This window comes from Aeromonas sp. S41-2 (genome assembly GCF_027705845.1).
Lineage (GTDB): Bacteria > Pseudomonadota > Gammaproteobacteria > Enterobacterales > Aeromonadaceae > Aeromonas > Aeromonas hydrophila.
The window spans coordinates 384,029-402,430 of sequence record NZ_JAPDCG010000003.1 but is presented as its reverse complement, the minus strand read 5'-3'; the positions used below and the strand labels follow the sequence as shown (position 1 = coordinate 402,430).

Sequence of the window (18,402 nt, the reverse complement as noted above, 5' to 3'; positions counted from 1 at the left end):
TCCATGTAAAGCACTGTTAAAACTAACGTTGTTGCCAACGGGCCCAGGGGCCCGGCGGCGAGTGAAAAAGGTGGCTTGCATGCTTTAACAGCGGGTTCCTGAGCGGGAAAAAGAGACCCGAAACGGGCGGCGTCTTCACTCGGGGGAGTACCACTATATGCACGACTTTATTCAGTGATTCAACCCTTTATCCAGCTTGCTCGGCCCCTGATGCCGGCTGGTGCCAGCAGGCGCCTGGCCGCTCAAGCCTGGCTGAGAGCCATCTGCTGCCAGCCGCTCACGAAGGGTGAGCAGGGCACCGTCAAAATCAAACACTTTCAGCTGGCGAGCCAGGATCTCGCCTGGCGTCCCCAAGGCGAGCAGCAGGGGGGCCGCGTATTGCTCAAACAGCGGGATCACGGCGGTGTCGCTCTGCACCAGCAACTCCTCCATCTGGCGCAGCAGCTGTTGTTGCCCGTGGCTGCCAAGCGGCGCGGCGTTCGCGGCGGGGCTGGGTTCTTCTTCCCCCAGCAGACTGGGCAGTTCGCTGAGGAGGCGATCGATGGGGGCCATCCGCTCGGCCAGGGTCTGGCTGTTGTTGGCCAGATCCTGCTCCAGTTGTTGGCTCTGGGCGGCCAGTTCCACCAACCCGAGGGTGCTGGCCACCCCGCGCAGGGTGTGGATCAGCCGGCTGGCGGCCGGCCTGTCGCCAGCATGCAGATGGCTCTCCAACTGCTGCATGTCCTGACTGTGCTCGCTGGCGAAGTGGCGCAGCAGGGCGACGTATTTGCTCTGGTTGCCCTGCAGTGCCGCCAGCCCCTGTTGCAGATCCAGCCCGGGCAGGGTTTGCAGGCGGGTGAGGGGGCCAGTCAGCAGGTCAGTCGTCCGCCGCTGGTATTTGGGGGCGGCGGCCGTGCTGTGGGGCAGCCACTGCTGCAGCGCCTCGAACAGCTTGGCGGGGGTCACCGGTTTGGCGATGAAATCGTTCATGCCGGCGGATTCGCAGGCCTTTCTGTCCTCTTCGAAGGCACTGGCGGTCAGCGCCAGGATGGGAACCTGCTCCCAGCCCGGCAGGGCGCGGATGGCCCGGGTGGCGCTGTAGCCGTCCATCAGTGGCATCTGTATGTCCATCAGGATGAGATCGAACGGGTGCTGGCTGACGCGCTCCAGCGCCTCCTGGCCATTGACCGCCGTCTCGATGACAAGGCCGCTGTTGTTGAGCAGCTCCAGTACCACCTCGCGGTTGATGGCGTTGTCCTCTACCAGCAATACCCTGGCGTGGTTGGCAAAGAAGAGGGCCTGCTGCACCGTCTGTTCGAGCGGCGCCGGTTGCTGCGGTTCGCCCTGACCCACCGTGAGGCGGGCGGTAAACCAGAAGCAGCTGCCCTTGCCAAGGGTACTGGTGACCCCGACTTCCCCGCCCATCAGGGTGGCAAGCCGGCTGGTGATGGCCAGCCCAAGGCCGGTGCCGCCATATTTGCGGGTGGTGGAGACATCCGCCTGCTCGAAAGCCTGAAACAGCTTCTCGCTCTGCTCCGGGCTGATGCCGATGCCGGTATCCTCCACCTCGAAGCGCAGCAGATAGCCGCCGGCAAGCGGGTGATCCACCCTGACCCGCAGGGTGACCGAGCCCTGTTCGGTGAATTTGATGGCGTTGGCCGCGTAGTTGAGCAGCGCCTGACGCAGGCGGGTGATGTCGCCGTGCACCCAGGCCGGGGTATCGCCGATGTCGACTATGATGGTGAGCCCCTTGGCGCGCGCCTGCTCGCTCATCAGGGCGCTGACGTTGTCCAGCATGGCGGTAAGGGAGAAGTCGCTCTGCTCCAGCGCCATCTTGCCTGCGTCGATCTTGGAGAGATCCAGGATGTCGTTGATGATAGTGAGCAGGTGCTGGGCGGCGTTGTCGATCTTCTCCAGTCGATCCTGCTGGGTGTGATCCGGCGTGTCGCGCTTGAGCAGGTAGGTGAGCCCCAAAATGGCGTTCATCGGGGTGCGGATCTCGTGGCTCATGTTGGCCAGGAAGGCACTCTTGGCGCGGTTGGCACTCTCCGCCCGTTGATGGGCCTGAGCCAGCTGCAGGGTGCGCTCGTTGACCATCTCCTCCAGGTGATAGCGGTACTGATCCAGCTCCTCGCCGAGCTGCTTCTTCTCGGTGATGTCAGCCTGCACCGTCACGTAGTGGGTGACGGCCCCGTTCTCCTGGCGAATGGGGGAGACGGTGGCGAGCACCTGATAGTGGGAGCCGTCCTTGCGCCGGTTGATGAACTCGCCGTGCCAGCGCTGGCCGCGCTTGATGGCATCCCACAGGGCGATGTAGGTGGCCTTGGGGGTGAGGCCGGAGCGCAGCAGGGAAGGGGTCTGCCCTATCACCTCGCTCTGCTGGTAGCCGCTGGCGGCCAGGAAGGCGACGTTGACATATTCGATGCGGGCCTGGGTATCGGTGATGAAGACGCCATCCGGGCTCTGCTCCAGCGCCAGTGAAAGCTGGCGCAACTGCTGCTCGGCCTGCTTGCGCTCGGTGATGTCGAGGTGAATGCCGAGCAGGCGCAGCGGGCGCTGCTGGGCATCCCGGTAGATGCTGCCCTTGCTGCTGAGCCAGCGCACGTCGCCGTTTGGCAAGAGGATGCGAAATTCGATCTCGATGGGTTTGCCGCTTGCCGGCAGCTCGGCCAGCAACTTGTCGAGGCGGGGCTTGTCGTCCGGGTGCAGGCAGCTGTGCCACTGCTTGAACTCGCTGAGCTGTTCGGCGCTGCGACCATAGAGGCGGGCACATTCGGGCGAGAAGAAGAGCCGGCCGCCCTGCATGTTCCACTCCCAGATCCCGACGTGGGCTCCCTCCTGGGCCATCAGCAGCCGCTGCTCGCTCTCGCGCAGGGCGCTGCTGGTGGTTTCGGCGCGGATGCGGGCGCTGATGGCGTCGTCCATCAGGTTGAGCGCCGCCAGCCTGGCACGGCGCTGGGTATCGAGGGCCACCTGCTGGTTGTGCAGCAGTTGCTGCTCGGCCAGCTTGCGTTCGGTGATGTCCTGCACGGTGCCATACAGCTCGACGATGGTGCCGTCGTTGGCGCGCAGGGCGGCGCCGCGGGCGATGATCCAGATGGGTTCGCCCTGCTCGTGGATCACCTCGGCATCGCACTCGTAGGGCAGGCCATCCTGCAGACAGTGCTCGACCGACTGGGCGATGGCGCGCCAGCCATCCTGGGTGAAGTACTTTCTCACCTCGGGGTAGATGGCGGGAGGCAGGGAGGGATCGCGGCCATAGATGCGGTAGATCTCCGGCGACCAGAAGTGGCTGTCGTCGGCGATGTTCCAGCGCCAGTTGCCGATCTTGGCCAGGTGCTGGGATTCACGCAGGATCCCCTCGTTGCGGCGCAGCGCCTCTTCGGTCTCCTTGCGCTGCTGGTGATCCTCGATGACCGAGATGAAGTAATCCGGTTTTCCCTTGAGATCCTTGACCAGTGCTACCGTCAGGGTGATCCAGAGGACGTCGCCGCCCTTGCGCAGGTAACGCTTCTCCAGGGTGTAGTGCTGCCGTTCGTCTGCCAGCATCTGGGCCACGTAGGTCTGGTCGATGAAGAGATCATCCGGGTGGGTGATCTGCTGGAAGGTCATGCCCATCAGCTCGTCGGCCTGGTAGCCCAGCATGTCGCACAACCGCCGATTGACCCGCAGCCACTTGCCATCCGGGGAGACCAGGGCGATGCCGACCGCAGCCTGCTCGAAGGTAGCCTGGAAGCGGGTCTCGCTTTGTTGCAGGCGGGACTGGATGCTGCTGAGCTCCTGCCAGCGCTGGGTTTCCCGGGCGCGGGAGCGGTGCACGGCTGCGCTGAGCAGGCTGATAAGAACGCCGTTGGCGATCAGAATGCCCCACTGCACCAGATCCTGCCCGGCGCCGATGCGCAGCTCGTGAAGCGGGGCGAGCAGGAAGTAGGTGGTGAGCAGACCGCTCACCAGGGTACAGAGCAGGCCGGGCAGCAGGCCACCGAGCAGGGCGCAGACGGTGATGGGCAGCATGAACAGCACCAGCAGCGGCCGCTCGCCAAAGGCGATGGGCAGCTGGACCCGGATCTGCAGCATCAGTACGGGCAGCAGCACGGCCAGCAGGCAGACCCCCCAGCGCTGTCTGGGTTGGCGAGGGTGCCACAGTGAAGACCAGCGCGTCATAGGGACTCCTCCGGCGGGGTGGGGGCCTGCGGATAGGGGGGCTGTTGCCCGAGCTGAAGCGACAGCTCGTTGATCTTGTGCTTGAGGGCCAGCATGGCCAGCTCCCGGTCCACCATCACCTTGTTGAACCGCTCCAGTTCATTGTTTTGCTGGCGGAGCTCGCTGGCCTGACGGGTCAGGGCCTGCTCGACCTGTTCGCGTTCGGTGACATCCAGCAGCAGGCCAAGCACGGCGGGCTGGCCGCGATAGTCGACACGGCGCCCATAGAGCTCCATCTCGATGTTCTGGTGGTCGTGGTGCAGGGCGGTGAAGCGGGTGTGGATCTCGCTGTCTTCCTGTTCGCAGCGTTGCAGCTGCTCAGCCACCCTGGCACTGTCTTTCGGACTGGCGAGGGCGTGCAGGGTACCAATTTTGAGCAGGGTAGCGGTCGAGGCGTAGCCGAACAGGCGGGCAAAACCTGGGTTGATGTAACAGAGCTGGCCCTGCTGGATGATGTAGATGCCGGCCAGTGACTGTTCCACCAGGGCGCGAAACAACCCCTCCCGCTCACGCAGGCCCGCTTCGGCCCGCTTGAAATCCGTGATGTCGCGAGAGATGCCGAAGATGCCTATCACCTGGCCATCGCTGTCTTGCAGCGGCCCCTTGGTGGCGAGAAACACCCGCTCGCCGCCTGGCAGGGTCAGGTACTCCTCCTGGGTCTGTACCCGGTTGCTGGCGATCACCTGTTCGCCCAGCGCCATCAGCATGCGGGCCTGATCGGGGGGAAAGATGGCCATGTCGTCCTGACCCAGCATCTCGCTGGCCGATTTGCCGACGAACTGGCTGGCGGCGCGGTTGAACAGGATGTATTTGCCCTCTCTGTCCTTGGCGAAGATGGCATCTTCCGAGCTGTCGGCGATGGCGGAGAGCAACTGCAGCGCCTGCAGGCGGCCGGCCTGGGACTGGCGAACCTGCTCGGCCATCTGCAACCGGGTGTGCTGGCGCAGCAGTACGATGCCGGTGTTGGCGATAAGCAGCACCAGCAGGCCGATCAACCCGATCCAGACGCTCTCTTTGAGCTCAGCCCGGGTGAGTTCGGCCTTGTCTATCTTGGCCAGCAGATACCAGTCGGTACCCATGACCGGCTGTACGGTGCCAAACACCGGCGTATTGCGGTAATCCTTGCCAAAGAAGAGCGCCTTGCCCTCTTCATTGCGACTCTGCTGCAGGAACTGAGCTGCCAGCAATTCCTTGCTGCTGACGGGCAAATGCAGGGTGAGAGCCGAACCGGGGCGATAGCGCACATCATTGAGAAACTGGATCTGATCGCCGCTGCGGCGAAACAGCAGGGCCTCACCGCTGCTGTCCGGCACCGGCCAGGACTTGAGAATGTTGTTGAGCCAGTCACTGCGGCTTATCTGCAGCACGATGAAAGGCGACTTGTCGCCCGCCATGGGGAGCGGGGCGATAAAGTCGAGGCGGGCTTGACCCTGTTCGTCCAGATAGGGGCCGACCCGGGTGATGCTGCCGCTTGTTGCGTTCTTCAATGCCGCACGCAACTGGGCGCTCAGGCCGCCGGCATCCGGGGTGTGCCACAGCAGGTTACCCTCTGGCGAGAGCACGCTGGCGGCACTGAAGCGGCGAATGGAGATAAATTCGTCCAGTTTGGCCATCAGGTTGGCATGACCGGCCCGGGTGACCTGGGCCTCGCGATAGAGGGCCGCGTACAGCGGGTTTTCAAACAGAATGTGGGCGTCAAACTCCCGGGCGCTGAGCCATTCGGTGATGCGCTTGCTCTTGAGATCGGCAATGGTCTCGAGCCGGGCGGCCTCCTTGTCCTGGGTCAGGTTGATGTTCTGGGCGATGGCCATGGCGGTCAGGGCCAGGATCAGGCCGTTGAGCAGCACGAACGGCAACAGCTGGCGCCGGGAAGGGGAAGTGGTCACCGTCGGCTGGTCGATGCGCCGGCGCAGCATGGTATAGAGCATGGTGGCGGTGATGAGGATGAACAGCCACCCCTTGATGGTGCTGGCCAGCGCGAACTGGGCCGGGGTGCTGAACAGCCACTCCACCGCCTTGTCGGAGAGCAGGATCCACAGGCTCGCCACCGCGGCATAGGTGAGCACGACGTTGAGCACATGGGCCCGGGTCAACGAAGGCTGCTCAGCCATGTCTGGCCTCATTGTCATCCTGGTAGCGCTCGGCGATGGCGACGAACTGCTCGAAGTGGTTGTCAAACGCCGTCACCACATCCGGGTCGAAATGCTGGCCGCTGCCGGAGAGGATCAGGGCGCGCGCATCCTCATAGGGCATGGCCGCCTTGTAGACCCGCACATTAATCAGCGCATCGAACACGTCCGCCAGTGCCATCAAACGGGCCGAGAGCGGGATGGCGTCCCCTTGCAGGCCGTCGGGATAGCCGCTGCCATCCCACTTTTCGTGATGCCAGTGGGCTATCTCCTTGGCCAGGGTGAGAAACGCCAGCGGCTGTTCGATATCCCGTTCGGCCTCTTCGATGGCGTCGCTGCCGAGCTTGGCGTGGGTGCGCATGATCTGCCACTCCGCCGGGGTCAGCTTGTCCGGCTTGAGCAGGATCTGATCCGGAATGCCCACCTTGCCGATGTCGTGCAGCGGCGCCGAGCGGCTCAGCAGATCGATGTAGCGGGGGGTCAGGGTGTCGGTAAAACGGGGATGACTGGCCAGCGCACAGGCCAGTTGCCTGACATAGCCCTGGGTGCGCAAGATGTGATTGCCGGTCTCGGGGTCGCGGATCTCCGCCAGATGGGCGAGCGCCCGGATGGAGACTTGCTGGATGAGGTCATTCTCGGTCATCCGGCGTGCCACCTCGGCCTCCAGCGCCGCGTTTTGATTCTGCAGGCCGTCGCGGGCCTGTTTGGCCTCCAGCTGGGTGCGTACCCGCGCCTGGACGATGGCCGGTTTGATGGGTTTGGTAATGTAGTCGGCGGCTCCCAGCGACAAGCCGTACTCCTCGCTCTGGGGGTCGGCGAGGGCGGTGAGCAGCACCACCGGGATACGACTGGTGGCAGGGGTAATACGCAGCTGTTTGAGCACCTCATAGCCGTCCATGCCAGGCATCATCACATCCAGCAGGATGAGATCCGGGATTGTCTTGCCAGTGGAGATCCGCAGACACTTCTCCCCGCTCTGGGCGGCGAGCACCCGATAGGTGGGAGAGAGCAGGTCGGTCAGCACCATCAGATTTTCGGGTGAGTCATCGACAATCAGGATGGTGGCGGAGTGAGATGTAAACATAGGTCCTCCGTGACGTTGTCTCAGTGAATTCGAGTATAGAGTCAATTGTTACCAAGTAATAAGGACTTACCTCGATTTACCCCTTGATGAAGAGGCTTCCGGCCGGACGACCCGGCAGGGAGCCTCTCTCTCAATCGACGTCCTGATGGCGACGCTGCGGCTTGCTTACAGGCTGCCATTCCCCCAGCAGGCGATGGCATCCCCTACCGAGAACTTGCCCTCCAGCAGGGCGCGGCCGAGGATGATCCCCTTGACCCCTGAACCCTTGAGCGCCACGATGTCTTCGATGCCGCCAATGCCGCCGGAGGCCTGAAAGCCGACGCTCGGATAACGGGCGCAGAGATCCCGGTAGAGTTCGACGTTGGTGCCTGAGAGGGTACCGTCTCGGCTGATGTCGGTGCAGAGCACGTGCTTGAGCCCGGCAGGGAGGAAGCGTTCGATCAGCGCTTCTATGGTCACCCCGCTGTTCTCCTGCCAGCCGGCCACCGCGATATGGCGATTGCCCTGGGCATCAATGTTGACGTCCAGCGCCAGCACGATGCGCTCGGGGCCGTATTTCTCCATCCAGCTGGCCACCAGATCCGGCGATTTGACGGCGGTGGAGCCGATCACCACCCGGCTGGCGCCGGCGGCCAAGAGGTCTGCCACATCCTGTTCGGTGCGCACGCCCCCCCCCACCTGCACCGGTGCTTCGGTGGCCGACAGCAGCTGGGCGATGAGAGGGAGCTGGCGCGCCTTGGCATCCTTGGCACCATCAAGGTCCACCAGGTGTAGTTGCACCGCCCCCTGGGAGACATATTCGTCAAAGCGGGCCTGCGGGCTGTCGCTGTAGGCGGTCTTCTGGCCGTAGTCGCCCTGATAGAGTCTCACGACTTGGCCGTTAATCAGATCAATGGCTGGGATAATCATCCTTGTTACAGCTCCAAAAAGTTTTGCAGTAGGCGTGCACCGGCCGCGCCGGAGCGCTCCGGGTGGAATTGGGCGCCAAAGAAATTGCTGTGCTCTGCAACCCCGCCCACGATGGCGGTGAAAGGCTTGCCGTAGTCACAGGTCGCCAGCGTCGCTTCGGTTACCTCCAGCGCATAGGAGTGCACGAAGTAGAAGTAGCTGCCGCTCGGGATCCCCTTGAGCAGAGGATGGGTCTCGTCGTGCTCAATCTGGTTCCAGCCCATGTGGGGCAGGCGCAGGTTGCCCACCTCCATCAGCTTGATCCTGCCCGGTACTATGCCAAGGCAATCGATCAAGGCATGGGTCTTGCCATCGGCCGCCATGCTCTCTTCGGACGCCTCCGCCAGCATCTGCATGCCGAGGCAAAAACCCAGCAGCGGCTGCTTGGCGGCGCGAATGAGCGGCACCAGCCCCCGTTCGTTGAGATTCTTCATGGCGGCCACCGCGGTGCCGACGCCGGGCAGGATCAGCTTGTCCGCCTGCTCGATGTCGGCAGCCTCACGGGAGACCCGCGGCTGTACGCCGAGGCGCTCGAATGCCATGCGCACCGAGGCGAGGTTCGCGCAGCCGGTGTCGATGATGACCAAATTCTGTTTCGCCATCACAGTACTCCCTTGCTGGAGGGAAGCTCGCTCCCTTCCACCCGAATGGCCTGGCGCAGGGCGCGGCCAAAGCCCTTGAACAACGCCTCCACCTGGTGGTGGGTGTTGCCGCTGCCGACCTTCATCTGCAGGGTGATGGCCATGGCGTCCGAGAGGGAGCGGAAGAAGTGGGGCACCATCTCGGTGGCCATCTCGCCCACGCTGTCGCGGCCAAAACCGCTCGGGCAGTCGAACACGAAGTAGGGGCGGCCGCTCAAGTCGAGCGCGGTGGCCACGTCCAGCTCGGTCAGCGAGGGGGCCTGGGCACTGTCATTGGCGCCGTCAACCAGGCGGGGGCGACCGTCGATCACCGCCTGCACCTCGTCCATCGCCAGCACGAAGCCGAAGCGGCCGATGCCGCGCTTGTTGCCAAGGGCCTGGCGCAGCGCCTGACCCAGAGCCAGCCCGACGTCTTCCACCGTGTGGTGATCGTCGATGTGCAGATCGCCGCTCACTTTGAGCTTGAGCCGAAAACCTGCGTGGGTCGCTATCTGATCCAGCATGTGATCAAAGAAGCCGATGCCGGTGGCGATCTGGTTGCCGCCGCTCTTGTCCAAATCCACCGCAACCTGAATGCGGGTCTCCTTGGTGTAACGCTCCACCTCGGCCACACGTCCCTTGGACAGCAACTGATCACGGATGGCGAGCCAGTCGTGATCCTGCGGGTGGTAGCGAATACCGCGAATGCCCATGTTGTCGGCCAGCTGCAGATCGGTCTGGCGATCGCCAATCACGAAGGAGTTGGCAAAGTCGATGCGACCGGAGGCGAGATACTCCTTCACCAGCCCGAGGTGGGGTTTGCGGCAGCTGCAGCCATCGGTGGGGAAGTGCGGGCAGATCAGCACCTGCTCCCAGTTCACCCCTTGCGATTCGAACAGGTGCATCATCAGGTCGTGGGGGGGCTGGAAGTTCTCCAGCGGCAGGCTGGCGGTGCCCAGCCCGTCCTGGTTGGTCACCATCACCAGCACGTAGCCGGCGGCCTGCAATTCGCGCAGCACCGGGATCACCATGGGCTCGAAGCGCAGCTTGGCGAGGCTGTCCACCTGCTTGTCGGTCACCGGCTCTTCAATCAGGGTGCCGTCGCGGTCGATAAACAAAAACGGGGTCTTCATCGCTACATCCTTGTCTTAAAAAGAGGGAGAGGGCTGGTCACGCAATACCGCCAGTACGGCGTCCATCTCGCCCTGATAGCCGATGGTGACGCGAATGCTGTTGTCAAGGCCCGGCTTGGTCGAGAAATCCCGCAAGATGATGCCGGCGGCCTTCATGGCGGCAAAGACGGCGGCGCCATCCACAAAGCGCACCAGCACGAAGTTGCCCTTGTCCTCGAACACCTCCTTCACGCAGGGCAGGGTTGCCAGCGCGGCCTTGAAGGCGGCTTTTTGCTTGTTGAGCTCCGCCACTCGCTCCTGCATCAGTTCCAGTCCCATGGGGGAGAGGGCCTGCGCCGCGATCTGGGCGATGGGCTCGGGGATGGGATAGGGGGCGATCACCTTGGCCAGCATGGCGATCACCTCGGGGTGGCCTAAGGTAAAACCGCAGCGGATCCCCGCCAGGGCAAAGGCCTTGGAGAGGGTGCGGGTCACCACCAGATTGGGGAAGCGGGCCAGCAGGTCTACCACAGACGCCTCGGGGCAGAACTCGATATAGGCCTCGTCCACCACCACGATGGCGCGATCCCGCGCTTTCTCCAGCAGGGCGATGAGACCGTCGCGGCCCACCAGATCTCCGGTGGGATTGTTGGGGGAGCAGAGGAACACCAGCTTCACGTCGGAAAGGCGATCGGCAATGGCGGGCCAGTCAGGCTGGCGGCTGGCGGTCAGCGGCTGCTCGACGATACCGACACCGCAGGTCTCGGCGCTGATGGCGTACATGCCGTAGGTGGGCGGGCAGATCAGGATCTGATCTTCACCCGCTTCGCAGAAGGTGCGGATCAAGAGCTCGATGGCCTCGTCGGCGCCGCGGCTCACCAGCACCTGATCGGGGTTGACCCCGGCGTAGGCGGCATAGCCGTTCACCACCTCGGCCGGCTGGCACTCGGGGTAGCGGTTGAGACGGCTGCCCTCGATGGTGAAGGGATAGGCCAGCGGGGCCTCGTTGGCGTTGAGCCAGACGTGGCCCTTGCCGCCGATGCGGCGAGCGGATTGATAGGGGGTGAGGGCCCGCACCACGCGGCGCGCCAGGTTGGCAATGCTCATGACAAATCCTTCTGCTGTGCTGTTAGTTGGGGCGCGGCGGCCAGGGCGTTCAACCTGAGGGTGACGGCATTCTTGTGGCCATCAAGCCCCTCGGCCTGGGCGATGCGCTCGACGATGGGACCAAGGCCCTGAATGCCGCGCTCGCTCAGCTCCTGCACCGTGTAGCGGCGCTGATAGTCGGCGAGGCCCAGGCTCGAGCAGGTGCGGGCATAGCCATAAGTGGGCAGGGTGTGGTTGGTACCGCTGGCGTAATCGCCGACCGATTCCGGTGTCCATGCCCCGAGGAAGATGGAGCCGGCATTCTCAAGCTGATCCAGTAGATCACGGGGAGCGCGGGTCTGCACGATCAGGTGCTCCGGCGCGTAGGCGTTGGAGATGGCGCACGCTTCTGCCAGATCGTCGCAGAGGATCACCAGACTACTGCCGAGCGCCTGCGCGGCGATATCGCGGCGAGTCAGCTTGGCCAACTGGCGCTTGATCTCGCCGTTGATGGCGTCGGCCAGCAGCGGCGAGGTGGTTACCAGCACCACCTGGCTGTCGGGGCCGTGTTCGGCCTGGGAGAGCAGATCGGCCGCCACGAAGGCTGCGTTGGCGCTCTCGTCGGCGATCACCAGCACCTCGGAGGGGCCGGCCGGCATGTCGATGGCGGCGCCGCGCCAGTCGCGGGATACCTGGCCCTTGGCTTCGGTCACATAGGCGTTGCCCGGGCCGAAGATCTTGTCCACCTTGGGGATGCTCTGTGTGCCATAAGCCATGGCCGCGATGGCCTGGGCGCCGCCGATGGCGAACACCTTCTCGACCCCGCAGGCGCGGGCGGCGAACAGGATCTCGTCGCTGGCCGGGGACGGGGTGCAGAGCACTACTTCACGGCAACCAGCCAGACGGGCCGGAATGGCCAGCATCATCACGGTGGAGGGGAGCGGCGCGCTGCCCCCCGGTACATAGAGGCCGACCCGGCTGATGGGCTGGGTGCGCAGCTCGCACACCACCCCGGGCTGAGTCTCCACCCGCACCACGGGTTGCACTTGGGCGGCGTGGAAGGTGCGAATGTTGGCGATGGCCGCCTCGATGGCGCCCTTGATGTCGTCATCCAAGCGGGCGCAGGCGGCCTCGATTTCGGCGTCGCTCACCTGCAGTTGCTGGCGCGGGGCGCGCTCGAAGCGCTGGCTCAGCTCGCGCAGGGCCTCGTCGCCCCGGCTGCGCACCGCAGCGATGATCTCCCGCACCACGGCGCCGATGTCGGCTTCGTCACTCAGGGCCGGCCGGGTCAGCACGTCGGCCTGCTGGGTAGGGGAGAGGGTCTTCCAGATCAGGGTCTGCATGATGTCCCTTCCTTATTCCATCATTTTTTCGATGGGCAGCACCAGAATAGAGCTGGCGCCGAGGGCCTTGAGCTGTTCCATGGTTTCCCAGAACAGGGTCTCGCTGGAGACGACGTGCAGCGCCACCTGGTTGGTCTCGCCCGCCAGCTGCATGATGGTGGGACGCTCGGCGCCCGGCAGCAGATCGGTGATGGCATCGAGCTTGTCCTTGGGTGCGTGCAGCATGATGTACTTGCTCTCGCGCGCCTGCTGCATCCCCTGAATGCGGGGCAGCAGGGTGTCGATGATCTTCTGCTTGGCATCGGACAAGGGGTTGGGCGCCTGCACCAGTACTGCCTTGGAGCGGTAGATCACTTCCACCTCTTTGAGGCCGTTGGCCTCCAGAGTCGCGCCGGTGGAGACCAGATCGCAGATGGCATCGGCCAGGCCCGCGCGGGGGGCCACTTCCACCGAGCCGCCCAGCATCACGCTCTTGAAGCTAAGCCCTTTTTCGTCGAAGAAGCGCTTGAGCAGCCCCGGGTAGGAGGTGGCGATGCGCTTGCCGGCGAGGCTCTGTGGCCCGGTGTAGGTGACGTCGTCCGGTACCGCCAGGGAGAGGCGGCAGCCGCCGAAGTCGAGCTGCTTGAGGGTCTTGACCGCAAAGGGCTGGTCCTGGGAGGCGCGGATGAGCTGCACTTCTTCCAGCACGTTTTCACCGATGATGCCAAGGTCGACCACCCCTTCCATCACCAGTCCCGGGATGTCGTCATCGCGTACCCGCAGGATGTCAATGGGCATGTTCTCGACATGGGCGATGAGGCGCTGTTCGCGCAGGTTGATCTTGAGGCCGCAGCTCTTGAACAGGGCCTGGGAGTCCTGGCTCAGGCGACCGGATTTTTGCATGGCGATGCGCAGACGTTGTGTTTCCATTGCTCGATTTCCTTCTAGTCAAAAACGAAAAAGCCCTCGGAAGTCAGTGCTTCCGAGGGCTTATGAATCTTGCGGTCCTTTTGGAAGTCACCAGTTAAGTGTCTTCCAGCAGTCAACCTCCTGAAAGACTAGTCGGGATGATGATGGTGGTGATGAGTCTTCAGGCTGGTGAACTGCATGTAATTAATCCTTTACAAATAAGATGTCGTAGTTGACGCCCGATTTAAACTACCTGCCTTGACGGAAAAAGCAACCGGAAAATGTGATTTGGTCGATTAAAGTTGAGAAAACGGTTTTCTGGTCGATAACTAGACAAGGTGAGCCAGAGGAGGCGACATCATGCCCAGTCAGGACCTGTTATTCCCCATTCTGCCCCGGGCGCCGGCCGCCCCGAGCAGTGACGACATCAAGCGGGAAGTGACCCAGATCAGCCAGAAGCATCAGCTGCGCAAGACCAGCACCGACAACGGTGACTCCCAGCAGCGCCAGCAGCCTTATCCATCAGCCAAACGTGATCAGCCAGCACCTGAAGAGGATGATCACAAACAGGATCCCGATCACCAGATCGATCTCTTCGTCTAGGCGCAGAATCAGTCCCGCTTTTGCCACACTTTTGGCATAATGCCCCCTTTTGCTGCGGGACGCCCTTTTGACCATCCAGACCCTGTTCAAGCCAGACGGCCCTCTGGCCAGCCATATCGACGGCTTCAAAGCCCGTGCCCCGCAACTGGAGATGGCCGAGGCGGTGGCGCGTGCCATCAAGGAGCATGGTCGCTTGCTGGTGGAGGCGGGCACCGGTACCGGCAAGACCTACGCCTACCTGGTGCCGGCGCTGGAATCCGGCAAACGGGTGGTGATCAGCACCGGCTCCAAGAACCTGCAGGAGCAGCTTTTCTACCGGGATCTCCCCACCATCACGGGGGCGCTCTCCTACACCCCGCCGGTGGCCTTGCTCAAGGGGCGCAGCAACTATCTGTGCATCGAGCGGATGAACCGGCTGTTAAGCGAATCCCACCTGCAAAAGCCGGAAGTGCTCAATGACCTGGTCAAGGTGAAGTCCTGGTCCACCGCCACCGACAACGGCGACGTGGGGGATATTCCGGGGCTGCAGGAGAACGCCGAGATCCTCGCGCACGTCACCAGCACCAATGAAAATTGCCTCGGTCGCGACTGCCCCTATTACGACGACTGCCATCTGGTGGTGGCTCGCCGCCGTGCCATGGATGCCCAGGTGGTGGTGATCAACCACCACCTCTTCTTCGCCGACATGGCGGTCAAAGACACGGGATTTGGCGAGCTGGTGCCCGAAGCGCAGGTCTACGTGTTTGACGAAGCGCACCAGCTACCCGAGATTGCCACCAATTACTTTGGCAAATCGGTGGGCAGCCGCACCATTCTGGATCTGGCGCAGGATATCCAGCTCGCCTATCGGGCCGAGGCCCACGACATGGCCCAGCTCGGCAAGGCGGCCGACCGGCTCGCCATTGCCAGCCAGGATCTGCGGCTTGCCTTCGGGGTGGACGGTGGGCGCGGCAACACCCGCGACATGCTGCGCCAGCCGCTCTGGGGCCAGGCGCTGGCCCGCCTCAACGATGCCCTCGGACTCTGCTACGAGGTGCTGAAACTGGCGCTCGGACGTGGCGAGCAGCTTGACCACTGTTTCGAGCGGATCAGTGAGCTGCGCACCCGGTTGGGGGAGGTGCTGGCGATCAACCAGACCGGTTTCTCCTACTGGTACGACTGCTCGCGGCTTCATTTCACCCTCAACCTGACCCCGCTGTCGGTGGCCGAGCGCTTTGGCGCCGAGGTGCTGCGTCCCGAGGTCGCCTGGGTGTTTACTTCGGCCACCCTGACAGTGGACATGCGCTTTGATCACTTCAAAGCCGAGCTGGGACTGGCTGGCAGCGCCGAGCTTATTCTCGACAGCCCGTTCGACTATGGCGAGCAGGCGCGGCTGTGCGTGCCGCGCTTCCTGCCTGAGCCAAATGCCTTTGGCCGCGGCGAGCAGCTGGCCAATCTGATGATCCCGCTCATCAACAAGACGCCGGGGGGCTGTTTCTTTCTCTGTACCAGCCATCAGGTGATGCGCCAGGTGGCCGAGGTGCTGCGCCGGGAGATCGGGCGCACCGTCCTGTTGCAGGGAGAGGACAACAAGCAGCGACTGCTCAAGGAGTTTGTCGAGAATGGCCGCGCCGTGCTGGTGGCGACCAGCAGCTTCTGGGAGGGGATCGACGTGCGGGGGGCGGCGCTCTCCTGTGTTATCATCGACAAGCTGCCGTTTGCCAGCCCCGATGATCCGCAGCTTAAAGCGCGAGTGGATGACTGCAAGCTCAGGGGCGGCGATCCCTTCGCCGATATCCAGCTGCCGAAGGCGGTGATCGCCTTGAAACAGGGGGTGGGGCGGCTCATCCGTGATCGCGGTGATCACGGAGTACTGGTCATCTGTGATCCCCGCATGGTCAACAAGCCCTACGGCGCCACCTTCATCAAGAGTCTGCCCGCCATTCCACGGACCCGGGAGCTGGCGATGCTGGGGAATTTCTTCGAGCAGCAGGCGCTTTCCGGGCGGTGATCGCGTTTGCCTTGGCGCGGCCGGCCAAGCCTTGCAACATTTTGAAAAACTGCTGGCACTGTCTGCTTGCAGATTATGTAATTGACTGATTTTATAGAGATTGGAAAGCATGAACGAGTTGAAGATCCTGGCCGTTGATACCGCCACCGAAGCCTGCTCCGCCGCCTTGCTGGTGGGGGAGCAGGTGTTCTCCCGCTGGGAGGAGGCGCCGCGGGATCACACCCGCAAGATCCTGCCCATGGTTCAGGCTGTGTTGGACGACGCCGGGATAACCTTGGATGAGCTCGATGCCATCGCCTTTGGTCGTGGTCCCGGCTCCTTTACCGGGGTGCGCATCGGCATCGGTGTGGCGCAGGGCCTGGCCTTTGGGGCCGGCGTGCCGCTGATCGGCATCTCCACCCTGGCCGCCATGGCGCAAGGTGCCCATCGTCTGGATGGCGCCGAACAGGTGCTGACTGCCATCGATGCGCGGATGAACGAGGTCTATTTCGGTCGTTATGAGCTGATCGACGGCCGCATGCAGCTGGTGGGCGACGAGGTGGTGAGCGACCCGGCGGCCCTGGTTGACGTCCGTGGCAAGCTGGCGGGTCGAGTGACCTGCGTCGGCACCGGTTTTGAGACCTATGGCGAGATTTTGAGTGGTCTTGCCGACGAGCTGGTAGCGAGTCAGGTGCGTTTCCCGGCGGCGCTGGACATGCTGCCGCTGGCGCGCAGCGCCTGGCTGGCTGGCGAGGCGGTGGCGGTGGAGCAGGCGACACCGGTCTATTTGCGTGACAAGGTGACCTGGAAGAAGCTGCCGGGTCGCGAATAAGGGCGGGAGTGGCAGGCATGTCGCTTACGCCGCTGGGAACATGCCCCATTGCGGGTGGTTGACTGCCGGTTTCAGCCGGCCAGAGGAGCGTGACATGTTGAAGCGTGCAATGGTGATCGGGGCCGCAGGGCTCTTGCTCGGTGCCTGCAGCTCGGTCCCGAAAGAGCTGGCCTATGAGCCCGCCAACCAGCTGGTGGCCTATCAGCCGGCCCTTGCCGGCCTGGAGGGCAAACCGGCCCGCTGGAGCGGGGTCATCTCGGCGGTACACAACAAGGCGGATCAGAGCGTCATCGAGGTGGTCTATCTGCCGCTCAAGTCCAACGGGGTGCCGGAGCAGACCGAGCAAAGCCCGGGCCGTTTTCTGGCCATCATGCAGGGCTTTGTCGACCCGACCCTCTATGCCAAGGGGCGCAGCCTGACGGTGCTCGGCACCATCGACAAGCCGCTTGACAGCCAGATAGGCGAGCACAAATACCGTTTCTCGGTGCTCAAGGTGACGGGCAGCAAGCTGTGGCCGCCGGTCAAGGAGGTAGAGGTTCGCTATGTGGATCCCTACTTCTACGACCCCTTCTATGATCCCTACTGGCCGAGACGGCCGCTGCGCCGCTAGGACCGGGAGTGAACGACGTGCTGCAGGAGCGCTTCCTGACCCTGGCCGATGGCCGCCGGGTGGCCTTGCTTGAGAATCAGCCAGTGCCGGGTGAGCAGACCAGCAAACCCTTGCTGGTTGCGCTGCACGGCTGGCTCGACAACAGTGCGAGCTTTGTGCCCCTAGCCCCCTATCTAACCCACTTTCAGCTGGTCTGCATCGATCTGCCGGGGCACGGTCACTCGGATCACAAGAGCACGCCCTATGTCTTCGTCGACTGGCTGGACGATCTCTACCAGATCGCTCAGGCGGCGGGCTGGACGGCCTTCACGCTGCTTGGTCACTCCCTCGGGGCCTTGATCGCCTCCGCCTATGCCGGGGTTTTCCCTGAGCAGGTGGAGCGACTCATCCTGCTGGAGGGGCTCGGGCCTCTGAGCCAACCCGACGAGGCGGTGCCGGAGCAGCTGCGTCGCGCCATCCTGAATCGCAGTCGTACCCGCGAGCGAGCCTCCCAGGGCTTTGCGTCCATCGATGAAGCGGTGGCGGCGCGCTGCAAGGTAGCCGACATTGACCCGGGTTCGGCACGCCTCATCTGCGAGCGGCAGCTGGAAGCGCGGGCAGGGCGCTGGCACTGGCGCAGCGATCCCCGTTTGCGGGATCTCTCCCCCATGCGCATGAGCGAAGGGCAGGCCCTGGCGCTGATCCGGGCCATCCGCTGCCCTGTGCTGTTTATCGCCGGCGCAGAGGGTTTTGCCAGCCTGCAGGCACACTGGCAACAGCGTCATGCCGCGTTTGCCCAGATAGAGCGGGTCGTTTTGGCGGGAAACCACCATTTTCATATGGAAAATTCGGCAGAGACCGCGGTTTGTATCGAAAAATTTTGTGAAATTCGGTAGAATCGACGGCTTTCAATAATTCCAGGTTTGTCTTCTCCCTCACATTTTTCCGTTGTTAATTTGCTGTTAATTGATGTTGCCCTATGTAAATATGGGCGGCATTAGAGTATGAGCTTAAAAC

At 63.4% G+C, this 18,402-nt stretch carries 14 protein-coding genes and 1 other annotated feature; of the genes, 5 read left to right on the top strand and 9 right to left on the bottom strand.

The window, feature by feature from the left end; all coding sequences use genetic code 11:
• Positions 1-171: 171 nt before the first annotated feature.
• From OKC44_RS09765 to hisG, 9 genes are all read right to left on the bottom strand, one after another.
• The gene (locus OKC44_RS09765; RefSeq protein WP_270812526.1) at positions 172-4,143 is read right to left on the bottom strand and encodes a PAS domain S-box protein; all 3,972 of its coding nucleotides are present in this window, start codon (positions 4,141-4,143) and stop codon (positions 172-174) included.
• Entirely contained in the window at positions 4,140-6,293 is a 2,154-nt protein-coding gene (locus OKC44_RS09760) for a PAS domain-containing protein (RefSeq protein ID WP_270812524.1), read from the bottom strand. Before OKC44_RS09760 ends, OKC44_RS09765 begins: the two co-directional genes overlap by 4 nt.
• Positions 6,286-7,395 carry a response regulator gene (locus OKC44_RS09755; RefSeq protein ID WP_270812522.1) on the bottom strand — a complete coding sequence of 370 codons (1,110 nt, stop codon included), beginning with the start codon at positions 7,393-7,395 and terminating at the stop codon, positions 6,286-6,288. The genes OKC44_RS09760 and OKC44_RS09755 overlap by 8 nt, the downstream gene beginning before the upstream one ends.
• Before the next feature lie 165 nt (positions 7,396-7,560).
• The gene (gene hisA, locus OKC44_RS09750) at positions 7,561-8,304 is read right to left on the bottom strand and encodes a 1-(5-phosphoribosyl)-5-[(5-phosphoribosylamino)methylideneamino]imidazole-4-carboxamide isomerase (protein WP_206817452.1); all 744 of its coding nucleotides are present in this window, start codon (positions 8,302-8,304) and stop codon (positions 7,561-7,563) included.
• Between the two features lie 5 nt (positions 8,305-8,309).
• Positions 8,310-8,945 carry an imidazole glycerol phosphate synthase subunit HisH gene (gene hisH / locus OKC44_RS09745; RefSeq protein WP_065477424.1) on the bottom strand — a complete coding sequence of 212 codons (636 nt, stop codon included), beginning with the start codon at positions 8,943-8,945 and terminating at the stop codon, positions 8,310-8,312.
• On the bottom strand, positions 8,945-10,096 hold the full coding sequence (gene hisB / locus OKC44_RS09740; protein ID WP_029302978.1) for a bifunctional histidinol-phosphatase/imidazoleglycerol-phosphate dehydratase HisB: 1,152 nt from the start codon (positions 10,094-10,096) through the stop codon (positions 8,945-8,947). The genes hisH and hisB overlap by 1 nt, the downstream gene beginning before the upstream one ends.
• Positions 10,097-10,111: 15 nt before the next feature.
• The gene (gene hisC, locus OKC44_RS09735; RefSeq protein WP_270812516.1) at positions 10,112-11,182 is read right to left on the bottom strand and encodes a histidinol-phosphate transaminase; all 1,071 of its coding nucleotides are present in this window, start codon (positions 11,180-11,182) and stop codon (positions 10,112-10,114) included.
• Positions 11,179-12,504, bottom strand: coding sequence for a histidinol dehydrogenase (hisD, locus tag OKC44_RS09730; RefSeq protein WP_270812514.1), 1,326 nt, complete (start codon positions 12,502-12,504; stop codon positions 11,179-11,181). Before hisD ends, hisC begins: the two co-directional genes overlap by 4 nt.
• Positions 12,505-12,516: 12 nt before the next feature.
• Entirely contained in the window at positions 12,517-13,413 is an 897-nt protein-coding gene (hisG, locus tag OKC44_RS09725) for an ATP phosphoribosyltransferase (protein WP_270812511.1), read from the bottom strand.
• A 24-nt stretch (positions 13,414-13,437) separates the two neighbouring features.
• Positions 13,438-13,566, bottom strand: a sequence feature (His leader region).
• 186 nt (positions 13,567-13,752) lie between these two features.
• Between hisG and OKC44_RS09720 the strand changes: the two genes are divergently transcribed.
• From OKC44_RS09720 to OKC44_RS09700, 5 genes are all read left to right on the top strand, one after another.
• Entirely contained in the window at positions 13,753-13,995 is a 243-nt protein-coding gene (locus OKC44_RS09720; RefSeq protein WP_270812509.1) for a hypothetical protein, read from the top strand.
• Between the two features lie 67 nt (positions 13,996-14,062).
• Entirely contained in the window at positions 14,063-15,985 is a 1,923-nt protein-coding gene (locus tag OKC44_RS09715; RefSeq protein WP_016350777.1) for an ATP-dependent DNA helicase, read from the top strand.
• A 109-nt stretch (positions 15,986-16,094) separates the two neighbouring features.
• Entirely contained in the window at positions 16,095-16,796 is a 702-nt protein-coding gene (gene tsaB / locus OKC44_RS09710; protein ID WP_041218112.1) for a tRNA (adenosine(37)-N6)-threonylcarbamoyltransferase complex dimerization subunit type 1 TsaB, read from the top strand.
• Between the two features lie 94 nt (positions 16,797-16,890).
• Positions 16,891-17,406, top strand: a complete 516-nt coding sequence (locus OKC44_RS09705; RefSeq protein WP_042067362.1) for a Slp family lipoprotein — start codon at positions 16,891-16,893, stop codon at positions 17,404-17,406.
• Positions 17,407-17,414: 8 nt separating this feature from the next.
• Positions 17,415-18,281 (top strand): alpha/beta fold hydrolase, encoded by an 867-nt coding sequence (locus OKC44_RS09700; RefSeq protein WP_270812505.1) that lies wholly within the window; start codon positions 17,415-17,417, stop codon positions 18,279-18,281.
• The last annotated feature ends 121 nt before the right edge of the window (positions 18,282-18,402 follow it).

Bases quoted from the DNA above. Each gene is read 5' to 3' on its own strand.
- OKC44_RS09765 (WP_270812526.1), bottom strand. From the start codon at position 4,143: ATGACGCGCTGGTCTTCACTGTGGCACCCTCGCCAACCCAGACAGCGC.
- OKC44_RS09760 (WP_270812524.1), bottom strand. From the start codon at position 6,293: ATGGCTGAGCAGCCTTCGTTGACCCGGGCCCATGTGCTCAACGTCGTG.
- OKC44_RS09755 (WP_270812522.1), bottom strand. From the start codon at position 7,395: ATGTTTACATCTCACTCCGCCACCATCCTGATTGTCGATGACTCACCC.
- hisA (WP_206817452.1), bottom strand. From the start codon at position 8,304: ATGATTATCCCAGCCATTGATCTGATTAACGGCCAAGTCGTGAGACTC.
- hisH (WP_065477424.1), bottom strand. From the start codon at position 8,945: ATGGCGAAACAGAATTTGGTCATCATCGACACCGGCTGCGCGAACCTC.
- hisB (WP_029302978.1), bottom strand. From the start codon at position 10,096: ATGAAGACCCCGTTTTTGTTTATCGACCGCGACGGCACCCTGATTGAA.
- hisC (WP_270812516.1), bottom strand. From the start codon at position 11,182: ATGAGCATTGCCAACCTGGCGCGCCGCGTGGTGCGGGCCCTCACCCCC.
- hisD (WP_270812514.1), bottom strand. From the start codon at position 12,504: ATGCAGACCCTGATCTGGAAGACCCTCTCCCCTACCCAGCAGGCCGAC.
- hisG (WP_270812511.1), bottom strand. From the start codon at position 13,413: ATGGAAACACAACGTCTGCGCATCGCCATGCAAAAATCCGGTCGCCTG.
- OKC44_RS09720 (WP_270812509.1), top strand. From the start codon at position 13,753: ATGCCCAGTCAGGACCTGTTATTCCCCATTCTGCCCCGGGCGCCGGCC.
- tsaB (WP_041218112.1), top strand. From the start codon at position 16,095: ATGAACGAGTTGAAGATCCTGGCCGTTGATACCGCCACCGAAGCCTGC.
- OKC44_RS09705 (WP_042067362.1), top strand. From the start codon at position 16,891: ATGTTGAAGCGTGCAATGGTGATCGGGGCCGCAGGGCTCTTGCTCGGT.